The following is a 12857-nucleotide window of genomic DNA, read 5'->3' on the forward strand; positions in this document are numbered from 1 at the left end:
AGACCAAATACTTAAAATTACAAAAATCATTCCTTAAATACTTGTTTATGAATGGTTTTTAATAAAAAACACCAAACATGTAGGTGTTTGATGTTTTGAATATATGTTTAAAGTGTTATTTATTTTCTTCCGAAAAGACCTCCTAAAAGGCCACCGAGTCCACCTTTCTTCTGATTACCGCTACCTAAAACCATGCCTGCAACATCATCAATCACGCTGCCATCTCCATCTGCATCTAGAATGGACTCTAAAAAGCTTTGTTCATTTTTATTGGAATTACCACCAAGCATACCGCCAAGTAAACCTTCTAGGCCACTAGGGCTATTTACATGTTGCTTTTTAGCTTGATTACCTAAGACACCCAATAAAATGGGAGCCGCTACTTTTAAAATTTGAGCAACGGAATTAGCATCAATACCAGATTTTTGGCTTATTGCCATTTGTACGTTTTGTTGTTTACCACCCAAAACATGACCTAGTATTTTATTGCCGTCTTCCATAACATCGTTGCCAACGCCACCACTGAATAAACCACCTAAGTTGTCTAAAATACTGCCATCATGTTTACTATTTAATGCACTCATAAGTCCTTCTGCACCTTGAGGTGTCGCGGCATTACGCTTCATGGCGGCCATTAAAACTGGCAAAGCCATAGTTAAAACATCTTGTGTTTTGCTTTGTGGCTGATTGGTTTCGTTGGAAACACCACTAATGATTGTTTTTCCTAAATCGCTGTTTAGTAAATCTAATATTCCAGACATAATTTTATTTTTTAAATACAGACAGGAATATACAAAAAAAACTTCTAACAGCCATGTTAGAAGTTTTAATTAAAAATTATATTAATTTGATTATTAACCTAATATACCAATAATTTGAGCAGCAAGCTCAGTTCCAATTCTATCTTGTGCTTCTTCAGTAGCTGCACCAATATGAGGTGTCAATGATAAACAAGAGTTCATCAATAATGTAATTTCTGGTTTCGGTTCTTTTTCAAAAACATCTAAAGCAGCACCGGCAACTTTTCCGCTTAAAATAGCTTCAACAAGAGCAACTTCATCAATAACACCGCCGCGAGCTGCATTAGCAATATACACACCGTCTTTCATCATATCGAATTCATTTTTGCTAATAACATAACCGTCTTGAGCTGGCACGTGTAACGTAATGAAGTCTGCTTGTTTTAAAACGTCTTCTTTAGAAATTGTTGTAATATCAAAATTTACTTTTTGTCCATCGAAAAAATCCAATTCCAAATTTGCTTTTTCCAAATAAGGATCAAAAGCAACCACTTTCATACCAACACCTAAACCTACCTTAGCTGTCGCTTGACCAATACGTCCGAAACCTATAACGCCTAAGGTTTTTCCCTTTAATTCAACACCTTTAGCATATGCTTTTTTCAATTTACCAAAGCTAACATCACCCTCTAAAGGCATATCTCTGTTGGATTGGTGTAAAAAACGTGCTAAACCATAGAAATGCCCAAATACCAATTCCGCAACAGAATGCGATGATGATGCAGGTGTATTAATAACATGAATGCCTTTTGATTTTGCATAGTCAACATCAATATTATCCATACCTACACCGCCTCGTCCAATTATTTTGATGCCAGGGCAGGTGTCTATTAAATCTTTTCTAACCGTAGTTGCACTGCGTACCAATAGTACATCAATGCTTTTTTCGTTAATGTAATTTGCTAATTGTTCTTGTGCTACAGTAGTGGTAATTACTTCATAACCACCTTTTTCTAAAGCATCTTTACCGCTTTGTGAAATACCGTCGTTTGCTAATACTTTCATTTATCTAAGTTAAAAGTTAAAAGTAAAAAGTTAAAAGTTCAAGAACGATTATACTTTTTACTTCTGATTAATTTTATTTATTAAGTTAGTGTCGCACTGAAAACTGCCACTGAAAACTCATTCTAAGCTTTACTTTCCAATTCACTCATCACTTCCACAAGTGCTTTGATGCTATCTATTGGTAAGGCGTTGTACATAGATGCTCTATAACCACCAACACTTCTGTGTCCATTAAGTCCACTAATACCAGCTTCTTTAAGCATGGTTTCAAAGGTCTCTTTTAAGTTTTCGTTTTCTAAAGTGAATGTAGCATTCATGAATGAGCGATCTTCTTTTGCAGCAAATCCTTTGAATAATGGATTCAAATCAATTTCAGAATACATGAGTCTTGCTTTTTTCTCGTTCAAATCTTCAATAGCTTTTAAGCCACCTATACCTTTTAACCATTCTAATGTCAGCATGCATGTGTAAACCGCAAAAACGGGAGGTGTATTGTACATACTGCCATTCTCAATATGGATTTTATAATCCATAATAGAAGGAATGTTGCGAGATACTTTACCAAGAATGTCTTCTTTTATAACAACCAATGTAGCACCAGCAGGACCCATATTTTTTTGCGCGCCAGCATAGATTAAATCAAATTGTGAATAATCCAACTGACGTGAAAAAATATCGCTACTCATATCACAAACCATTGGAATATCGCATTTTGGGAACGATTTTAACTGGGTTCCAAAAATGGTATTATTTGAAGTGCAATGGAAATAATCGTAATCTGAAGGAATGTCATATCCCTTAGGTATATAATTAAAGTTTGCTTCTTTAGAAGAGGCAACTTCATAAATATCATCTAACTTTTTAGCTTCTTTAATGGCCTTTGAACTCCAGGTACCTGTGTTTAAATAACCAGCTCTTTTTTCCAAAAGATTCATGGCTACCATTAAAAATTGGGTGCTTGCGCCACCTTGTAAAAATAATGCTTTATAACCTTTGCCCTCAAGACCCATTAATTCCAATGCCAAGGACCTCGCTTTTTCCATAACATCAATAAAAGCTTTGCTTCTATGTGATATTTCTAATATAGATAAACCTTCGTTGTTAAAATCAAGAACAGCCTCTGAAGACTTGATGATTACTTCTTGTGGTAAAATACTTGGACCTGCACTAAAGTTATGTTTTTTCATTAGTATGTGTAAATTTTTAAAGATGCAAAGTTGCTAATTAATTGTATATTTTGTGGTATAAAATCAATAATTTTTTTGTTAAATCGATAATAAAAATTCAATGGAATTTACGTTATCGGCATAATCCCAAAGTTCGGGTTTCTGAGTCTTCCCAAAAGGAATTTCGTTTTCCATAAATCCGTTTGAGACAATACATTGTATTTGGTCTTTTTTAGAATCCAAGATGCCTTTTAATACACCCAAAGAATCATAAAATTCGTAAAAAACAGTAGCAATGGGAGAGGAAAAGCTTTCATCTTCCTTAATCATCAAGAAGCCATTTTCAAGCATATCGAACTCACTCATTAAATAGACTGCTTTGTTGTAATCGTAATTATTGGCGTATTTTGCCTTGTCAATAATGGGGTGCCAATGGTAAACCGATTCAAAAAAAGTATTAAAATTATAGCCCCTCGGAACAAATAATTTGGAGACATTTCGGCAACCAAGACCATAATATCTAAAAATATCGTCCGATAGTTTTTTTAGATCTTCAGGCGTTTCCGTTCCAAACAACACAGCCACTGAGTTACGGTTATTTCTTATGATGGATGGTTTACCCTTAAAATAATATTCAAAATATCGGGCGGTATTGTTGCTTCCTGTTGCAATAACGGCATCAAAATGTTCCAGTTTCTCTTCAGTAAAGGTTATCAATCCTTTAAAATTGGGTTCAACATATTCCAAATATTTAGCTAAAAAGGGTAGTAGGTATTTGTCATTGGATGATTGTTTTACAACCACTTGATGTCCCGTAACCAACACGGATAAAAAATCATGGAATCCAACCAGCGGAATGTTTCCCGCCATAATAATGGCTACCTTTTTTTGTTGAATGCTTTCAATATGGTATGGTTGTAACCAAATATTTAAGTTGTTTTCGGTTAGTAAATTGCTCCAACCTTCAAAAGCAAATAGAATGTTCTCTTTTGTAAACCAGCCATTGTGTTCTTCAGCTAATTTTATTTGGTGCTTAAAGCCATCAAAAAATAAACTGTTGTGTTCAACATTATTTTTTATATGAATAGATTCGTTAGAAAATTGACTTAAAAAATCTCCTAATTTTACAAAAGCGTTAATTCTTTGCTGTAAATTCATTCTAAGTTTGGTTATGAATGGTTTTGGCGTTATTTTTGCCATGCAAAGTTAGAAAAATGTAACGAACGACCTTTTTTTAAACTTACTTTTATGATAAGTTTACAAGGAATAATTAAAAAAGAAAAGCTATGGCAATTATTATAACAGACGAATGTATTAACTGTGGTGCTTGCGAACCTGAATGCCCGAATACGGCCATTTATGAAGGAGCCGACGATTGGCGCTACAAAGACGGTACGAGTTTAAAAGGTAAAGTGGTATTGACCAACGGGAAAGAAGTGGATGCCGAAGATGCCCAAGAACCTATAAGTGATGAGATTTACTATATTGTACCAGATAAATGTACGGAGTGTAAAGGTTTTCATGATGAGCCTCAATGTGCAGCGGTATGCCCTGTAGATTGTTGCGTACCAGATGATAACCATGTAGAAACTGAGGAAGAATTGTTAGCTAAACAACGCTTTATGCACCCTGAAGAATAAGTTACGATGTACAATTGATAATTGAATCCTAAGTGAAAGCTTGGGATTTTTTGTTTATGGTATTCTAGTAAGGATTTATGTTTTAATTTAAAAAAGCAATTTATTGTTGATTATCTTTTTACGGAGTTTGAAAACATCCTTCGTAAAGTTTATATAATTATATTTGAAATAATTAAACTAAACTTAAAAATGACACTAAAGAGAACCCTTATTTTTTTACTATTGCCTCTATTTTGCTTAGGGCAATCTGTAAAAAACTACACCAAGCAACCTAATAAAGTGATTGTTTCACTAGATGGTGGAGATATGCACATCAGTCCATTATCCGATGGCGCTGTTAGAATTCAATTTGCAAAAGATTTCAGTAATATAAACCATGAAGAACTGGTTTTTACTTCTTTGGTAGAAGCGCCAAAATTCAACGTATCTGAAACAGATTCGGAGTTAGAAGTTAGTACTTCTAAAATAAAAGTGGCTTTAAACAAACAAACGGGGGCACTAACTTATAAAGATGCTTCTGGTAAGGTGTTTTTAACTGAAAAACCAGGTAGCCGAGTATTTACTCCGAGTATGGTACAAGGACAACCAACCCATATCGTCGAGCAAGCTTTTGAATCTCCAAAAGATGAATATCTATACGGAACAGGCCAATTTCAAGATGGGTATTTAAATATCCGTGCCTTACCAAGACGCTTAACTCAAGTTAATACACAAATCTCCATTCCGTTTATTATGTCCAGCAAAGGTTATGGTCTGCTTTGGCATAACTACGGATTGACCGATTTTAATCCCGCAGATAATGTTGTTGAATTAAAGCCAGCAGGCACGGACGGTGAAGCCATTTCGGTAGATGTAACAACCACAGAAGGTACCAGACGCGAAAGACGACAGGACGGCCTTTTTACAGGAACATTCTCAGTTAAAGAAGCAGGTAAATATGCCCTTTTATTGGATGTTGGTCAAAAAATGGCTAGAAGATGGCAAGTGGCGATTGATGGAAAAAGTATCATGGATTTTAGAAATCCCTGGTTGCCACCTACCACCAGTGAGTTTATTGAACTCGAGGCTGGAGAGCATAAAATTCTTGTAACGGGAGAGCGTAATGACAAACCTGTTATTTACTACAGAAAAGTGGAGGATGAAACGGTGTTTCGTTCGCCAGTTGCCAACGTGTTAGATTATGTGGTGTTTGCTGGCAATGCCGATGCCGTGATTTCCAGTTACCGTAATTTAACGGGGCAAGCACCATTAATGCCCATTTGGTCTTTGGGCTATATCCATTGCCGTGAGCGTTTTAATACCCAAAATGAGTTATTGGAAAACGCACGTGAGTTTAGAGCACGTAAACTGCCCCTCGATATGATTGTTCAAGATTGGCAATATTGGGGCAAATATGGTTGGAATGCTATGAAATTTGATGAAAGCAATTATCCCGATCCCGCTAAAATGGTGCAAGAATTGCACGAAATGGATATGCGATTAATGGTATCTGTATGGTCTAAAATAGATCCAGTTTCAGAGCTTGGAAAAGAGTTTACAGAAAAAGGGTTTTATATTCCAGAAACACAATGGGTTGATTTTTTCGATCAAAAGGCAGCCGATTTTTATTGGCAAAATTTCAGTAATAAACTTTTAAAACTCGGCATTGATGGTTGGTGGCAAGACGCTACAGAACCAGAAAATGATGACCTGCAAGGTAGAATGGTTAATAATGGTACCATGCCAGGTGAATTGGTGCGCAATGTGTACCCCATGTATGTAACAAAAACCATTTATGATGGGGTGCGTAAAGATGCCCCTGATGAACGCGTTTTTATCCTTACCAGAAGTGGATTCTCGGGTCAACAGCGTTATTCCACAGCGGTTTGGAGTGGTGATGTTGGTCATGATTGGGAAACTTTAAAACGACAAATTACAGGCGGATTGAACATGTCCATAACAGGTATGCCTTGGTGGACCTTTGATGCTGGTGGTTTTTTTCGTCCAGGAGGCGGTCAATATGAAAGTGCCGAATATCAAGAGCGTTTTTTAAGATGGTTTCAATTAGCAACATTCGCTCCTTTACAAAGGGTTCATGGCTATCAAACCAACACAGAGTTTTGGCGTTATGGAGAGAAAATGGAAAAAGAGGCCTTAAATTACCTAAACTTACGTTACCGTTTAATGCCCTATATATATTCGCAAGCAGCAGATATCACCTTTAATAACGGCACCATCATGCGCCCGTTGGTCATGGATTTTGCCAATGATGAGATGGCTCTAAAACAGAATTACGAATATATGTTCGGACCCTCATTTTTAGTCGCTCCCGTGACTGATGAAGGCGTTACCGAGTTAGAGGTGTATTTGCCTAAAGATACTAAGTGGATTGATTTTTGGACTGGTAAACAGTTTGATGGCGGACAAACCATGAAGGCAGATGCTATTTCTAAAATACCACTTTTTGTAAAAGCGGGTTCTATAGTTCCAATGGGCGACTTTATGCAAAGTACCGAAGATAAACCATCTGGTGTCACTGAAATAAGAGTTTATGAAGGGGCAGATGGCTCGTTTATGTTATACGAAGATGAAGGCACTAATTATAATTACGAAACCGGTGCTTTTTCTAATATTTCATTTAACTGGAATGATAAAAAACAAACACTAACTATTGGTAAAACCGAAGGAGTGTTTGAAGGCATGCTTAAAAATAGAACCTTTAATATTGTTTTTGTAAAAGAAAACACTGGGACCGGGATTGACAAGTCAGCTAATGTTAAGTCCATATCATATAAAGGAAATAAGGTCGTCGTTAAAAAGTAAAAACTTTTAAATTGCACTTTAATACATAATAATTAATAGATGATAAAAATCCCAAGTGTGTGCTTGGGATTTTCTGTTTGTAAGAGATATTAAACAATTGATATTGAAATTTTTATTAGGTTCAAAAAATCAATTTGTTAAAAAATTTCTAAAAAAATAACTATTAATTAATAAGTGTGAAAAAAACACTATTTTGGTAAGATGGAAAAATATGTTTGAGGTGTTTTTAATTCATAATTTTATGTAAAAATTGTATGAAGGCACCTTAAGAATCAAACCCATAATGATGATTTTTGTTTTATATCGAAGATTTTCAAAACCAATTAAACCAAACTAAACTAATAATGCAAAACAACAAATTTTGGCTTAAGCTAGCCATTGTAATGTCCTTTGGGATTTTAATTAGCTCCTGCAAAAGTAAGTCATCTGAAACAGTAGATGATACGCCTAAACGAATGGAAATTCTTTTTTTAGGTCACAAGAATAACACAAATCACGATTCCCATAAATTAGCAGGTATCTTATCTAGGGAATATTTCAGAAGCGGTATCAATATTTCTTTTACCGACAATCCAGACGATTTAAACAAAGAGAATTTAGATCAGTATGCAGGGTTGATTGTGTATGCCAATCACGATACTATTTCTGATTCTCAGGCAGATGCTCTTCTCAATTATGTTAAAAGTGGCAAAGGCTTAATAGCTTTGCACTCGGCGTCCTTTTGTTTTAGAAATAATGATGAGGTTGTAGAAATGATTGGTGGTCAGTTTAAAAGCCACAAGTTCGATACGATCCAGAATGTGATATTAAAGCCCGATCACGAGGTGATGAAAGGTATTACGGATTTTAAAACCTTGGATGAAACCTATGTACACGATAAACTTTCACCAAACATTGAAGTTTTGGGCGAGCGTGTTGAAGGCGATCATCACGAGCCTTATACATGGGTAAGACCTTATGGTGAAGGACGCGTATTCTACACGGCTTATGGCCATGATATGAGCACATTCACAAACCAAGGATTTTTAGACTTAGTAAAGAATGGTTTAATGTGGGCAGTCGGAGAGAAGGCCAAGGCAAATCTTGAAAAGGTTTTTATTGCACAACCCAAATATGTTGATGGATTAGTACCTAATTACGAAAAGAGAGATCCAGCACCAAGGGTTCAGGAACCTTTAACGCCTGAAGAATCTATGTCTTTAATGCAGGTTCCGGTTGGATTTGAATTGAAATTATTTGCTTCCGAACCCATGATTTTCAATCCTATGTACATGAATTGGGATGAAAAAGGAAGGCTTTGGGTGATTGAAACCGTAGATTATCCGAATGAAGTAAAAGAAGATGAATTGGGAGACGACCGTATCAAAATACTCGAGGATACGGATGGTGATGGCAAAGCGGATAAAGTAACTATTTTTGCTGAAAAGCTAAACATCCCGACCAGTTTTGTGTTTTCTAACGGCGGAATTATTGTGAGTCAGTCACCGTCATTCCTATTCCTAAAAGACACCAATGGCGACGATGTTGCCGATGTAAGGGAAGATATTTTACCTGGTTGGGGTAAAACCGATACACATGCGCAGTCTTCAAACTTACGTTATGGCTTAGATAATGATATATGGGGCATGGTTGGATATTCCCGTTTTAATGGAGTATCACAGCAAGGCGGCACAGATTCCTTGTCTTTTGGTAATGCCATGTATAAATTTGATCCGAATACACGAGATATAGAACATTTAGGTAATGCATCCAATAATACTTGGGGACTTGGTTTCTCAGAGGAATTTGATGTGTTTATTTCCACAGCAAACAATACCCATTCCGCATTTTTCGGATTGCCTAAACGCTATTTTGAAAAAGCTGGTTTGGATGAAAACGGCATACTTAAATTAGATTCCCATTACGATATGCGTTATGCCATTAAAAACCTGCGTCAGGTAGATGTTATGGAGGGTTTTACCGCAGCGGCAGGACACAGTTTATATACCGCAAGGGAATTTCCTAAATCGTATTGGAATAGTGTGGCGTTTGTTACCGAACCAACAGGTAGATTGGTGCATAAAGTGAATTTAAAACAAGAAGGCGCTGGTTTTATTGAAGATGGTGATGGTTGGAATTTATTGACCAGTGGCGATGAATGGGCGAGTCCTATACAAGCAGAAGTAGGGCCGGATGGTGCCGTATGGATAGCTGACTGGTATAACTTCATTATCCAGCATAACCCAACACCATCAGCTGGTTCTGCGGGAGTTGATGCTTATAATGGGTATGGAAATGCGTATGTGAATCCGTTAAGGGACCGTTCACGCGGACGTATCTACAGAGTCATATATAAAGGACATGATAAAAAAAGTACTTTGTCATTAAGTAAGGATGATAAAGCAGGTCTTATTAAAGCCATTTCTAACAATAACATGCTTTGGAGAACCCATGCGCAACGTTTATTGGTGGAGAGTAAAGACACGTCTGTGTTTCCTGAATTGTATAAAATAATACAAAATGAATCGCTTGATGAAATAGGAATTAACGCCCCAGCCATCCATGCATTATGGACACTTCATGGCTTAGGAGCCTTTGGTGATACTCCTAATAATGACGCTGTAAAAGTAGCTATCAAAGCATTATCACATCCTTCCGCGGGTGTTAGAAGAGCGGCTGTACAGGTATTGCCAAAAACAGCAAAATCTTTTGATGCTATTGAAAAAGCAGGTCTTTTTGATGATACCGATTTTAGAGTAAGATTAGCAGCGGTTTTAGCGACGACCGAAATGCCTGAATCTGATGGTATCGGACGTGCGCTTGTAAATATGGCAGAGAAGCAAGAAAATTTTGCCGACATGTGGTTGAAATACGCCTTGACGATTTCAAGTAAACTTAATGAACGAGGCTTTAGAGCAGAGTTTTCAAAAAGAGGATTGAATATGAATCCGTCATTAATGGAAGCTTCACTGTCTCAAAAGCTAGCGTTTGGCTCGCGTTTAAATGTCCTTCCATTGCGTAGAATGTTTAGGCAAGCCGTGCCATTGACGCCAGAAGTTGGTAGTAGTGAATGGATTGTTTCTGGCGATGTGGAATTAAGACAAAGAGACGATGAACCCGCAGGATATGCAGGCGTTATTATGGTTCAAGGGAATCGAAGGGACGGTTACGGACTGTATTTCATGGAGAATAAACTAAATTTTGTAATTAACCAAAATGGTAAAGCCTACAAAGTAGTCACTACAGAACCGTTGCCAAATAAGTTCTCTTTTACGGCAGGTTTACAAGAAGATGGTACCATGAAACTAACCATAAACGGTAAAGAAGCTGGTTCTGCTAAAACAGCTGGTTTATTTAAGAAGAATCTTGATTTAGGTCTTAGAGTTGGTTTTGAAAGAAGCCTTGGTGCTGATAAGGTTGCCAATTATCCAGATAACTATTTCTCAAGATCCACTGCTTTTGAAAATGGGAAGCTTGAAATACTTAACAAATCCGAAGTGACGGAGGTTGTTGAAAACGTAGACCAAGTCATTGTATTGAATACTCTAAAAGATGTGATGAAGTATGATAAGGAATTGATCACTGCTAAGGCAGGGACAACCATACAAATCGTATTGAACAATCCAGATTTCATGCAACATAATTTATTGCTTCTTAAGCCAGGAACTATGGAACTTGTTGGTGCGGCAGCAGATAAGTTGGCGAGTGATCCTAACGGACAGAAAATGAATTATGTACCGGCCATGGCAGAAGTGTTGGCTTCAACGCCATTAATCAATACGGGCGGTAGTTATACCATAACCATTAAACTGCCCAATGCAAAAGGAGATTATCCATATATATGTACATTCCCAGGCCACTGGCGTATCATGAAAGGTATTTTACGAGTTAACTAAACTAAAAACTAAATAAGATTACTAACCAATTTATTTTATTTTATGGATAATCAAACGAATTCTGCGCCTGATAGATTGTTGTTTTTAACCTGCTTCATAGCAATTGTAACAACGGCTTTCGGATTTATCCTTCGGGCAATCGTGTTGCCAGAATGGGGTGTTCAATTTAATCTTACCCAAACACAATTGGGAGAAATCTCGGGTGTTGGTTTATGGCCATTCGCTATTAGTATTGTGCTTTTCAGTTTAGTGGTTGATAAAATAGGCTACAAAACTTCTTTGGGGTTTGCATTTATTTGTCATGTCACTTCGGTTATTTTAACGGTGAGCGCTGACGGCTATAGCACGCTATATCTTGCCACATTTATAGGTGCTATAGGAAATGGCGTTGTAGAAGCTGTTGCAAATCCTGTGGTAGCCACTATGTTCTCAAAAGACAAAACAAAATGGTTAAACATGCTTCATGCAGGTTGGCCTGGCGGCTTGGTACTTGGCGGTATCATTGCCTTGTTAATGGGAACCGATGTACCGTGGGAGTATAAAATAGCGTTGACATTAATACCAACCTTCGTGTATGGTATTATGATGTTGCGTAGAAAATTCCCTTTAAACGAACGCGTACAAGCTGGGGTGTCTTATAAAGAAATGTTACAGGAAGTTGGCGCCATTGGTGCCTTGGTAATTGTTGCCATCATTGTGTTTCAATTAGGTGAGGTGTTTGGATGGGCCATTTGGTTAAACGTGGCAATTATTATGTTAATAACCATTTTATTCGGATTGTATACCAAGAGTTTCGGACAACCATTATTCGTCATTCTGTTGGTGATTATGATACCGCTTGCCGTTACGGAGTTGGGTACGGATAGCTGGATTACGGATTTAATGACGCCGGCTATGACGCAAATCGGACTTCAAGCAGGGTGGATATTAGTTTATACCTCTGCGATTATGTTTGTGTTACGATTATTTGCAGGTTCCATCATCCATAGAGTGTCGCCGCTTGGGCTATTGGCTATTTGTTCCGTAGTTGCAGGAATCGGCTTATTTTTCATGTCCTATGCCGTTGGAGTCATGATATTGGTAGCGGCAACCATTTACGGATTTGGTAAAGCCTTTTTCTGGCCAACAATGCTTGGTGTGGTGGCGGAGCGCTTTCCTAAAGGTGGTGCCCTTACTCTAAATATTATTGGCGGTTTGGGTATGATAGCAGCAGGCGTTATTGGTGCTGGTGTGATAGGATTTGTTCAAGACAGTTCCATTGAAAAAGGTATTAAAGCTTATGATTCAAAACAGAATACCGAGTTAAGTCAAAACTACATTACCGAAGAAAAAACCAGTGTTTTTGGAGACTATAGGGCCTTAGATCAAATAAAATTCGAGAATGCTTCTGAAAAAGAGGTGGCGACCATCACAGAGATTCAGCATCAATCTAAAAAAGAAGCCTTACGCTACATTGTTATATTTCCTGTTTTGATGTTTATAAGTTATATGGCACTCATCTTCTATTTCCGAAGTAAAGGCGGTTATGCTGCGGTAGCATTAACCAAGCAAAACGAATAAAAATAAAAG

8 protein-coding genes are annotated in these 12857 nt (G+C 37.2%); 4 read left to right on the forward strand and 4 right to left on the reverse strand.

What is annotated here, in order from left to right; genetic code table 11:
* Positions 1 to 119 precede the first annotated feature (119 nt).
* The 4 genes from CDH49_RS11240 to CDH49_RS11255 form a co-directional block, all read right to left on the reverse strand.
* On the reverse strand, positions 120 to 761 hold the full coding sequence (locus CDH49_RS11240) for a DUF937 domain-containing protein (protein ID WP_100615620.1): 642 nt from the start codon (positions 759 to 761) through the stop codon (positions 120 to 122).
* Between the two features lie 93 nt (positions 762 to 854).
* Positions 855 to 1805: a D-2-hydroxyacid dehydrogenase gene (locus tag CDH49_RS11245; protein WP_100615621.1), complete on the reverse strand. Its 951-nt coding sequence runs from the start codon at positions 1803 to 1805 to the stop codon at positions 855 to 857.
* Between the two features lie 122 nt (positions 1806 to 1927).
* A complete protein-coding gene (gene serC / locus CDH49_RS11250) occupies positions 1928 to 2992 on the reverse strand; it encodes a 3-phosphoserine/phosphohydroxythreonine transaminase (protein WP_100615622.1) in 1065 nt (354 codons plus the stop codon).
* A gap of 78 nt (positions 2993 to 3070) precedes the next feature.
* The gene (locus CDH49_RS11255) at positions 3071 to 4129 is read right to left on the reverse strand and encodes an acyl-CoA reductase (protein WP_100615699.1); all 1059 of its coding nucleotides are present in this window, start codon (positions 4127 to 4129) and stop codon (positions 3071 to 3073) included.
* A gap of 128 nt (positions 4130 to 4257) precedes the next feature.
* Here CDH49_RS11255 and CDH49_RS11260 point away from each other — a divergent pair, with 128 nt between their 5' ends.
* From CDH49_RS11260 to CDH49_RS11275, 4 genes are all read left to right on the forward strand, one after another.
* Positions 4258 to 4611 (forward strand): 4Fe-4S dicluster domain-containing protein, encoded by a 354-nt coding sequence (locus CDH49_RS11260; protein ID WP_100615623.1) that lies wholly within the window; start codon positions 4258 to 4260, stop codon positions 4609 to 4611.
* Positions 4612 to 4800: 189 nt separating this feature from the next.
* Complete coding sequence (locus tag CDH49_RS11265) at positions 4801 to 7413, forward strand: glycoside hydrolase family 31 protein (RefSeq protein WP_100615625.1); 2613 nt, start codon at positions 4801 to 4803, stop codon at positions 7411 to 7413.
* A 344-nt stretch (positions 7414 to 7757) separates the two neighbouring features.
* Positions 7758 to 11288 carry a PVC-type heme-binding CxxCH protein gene (locus tag CDH49_RS11270; RefSeq protein ID WP_100615626.1) on the forward strand — a complete coding sequence of 1177 codons (3531 nt, stop codon included), beginning with the start codon at positions 7758 to 7760 and terminating at the stop codon, positions 11286 to 11288.
* A gap of 42 nt (positions 11289 to 11330) precedes the next feature.
* Positions 11331 to 12848 carry an MFS transporter gene (locus CDH49_RS11275; protein ID WP_100615628.1) on the forward strand — a complete coding sequence of 506 codons (1518 nt, stop codon included), beginning with the start codon at positions 11331 to 11333 and terminating at the stop codon, positions 12846 to 12848.
* Positions 12849 to 12857 lie beyond the last annotated feature (9 nt).

The sequence above is a fragment of the Confluentibacter citreus genome, from assembly GCF_002807055.1.
GTDB classification, from domain to species: Bacteria; Bacteroidota; Bacteroidia; order Flavobacteriales; family Flavobacteriaceae; genus Confluentibacter; species Confluentibacter citreus.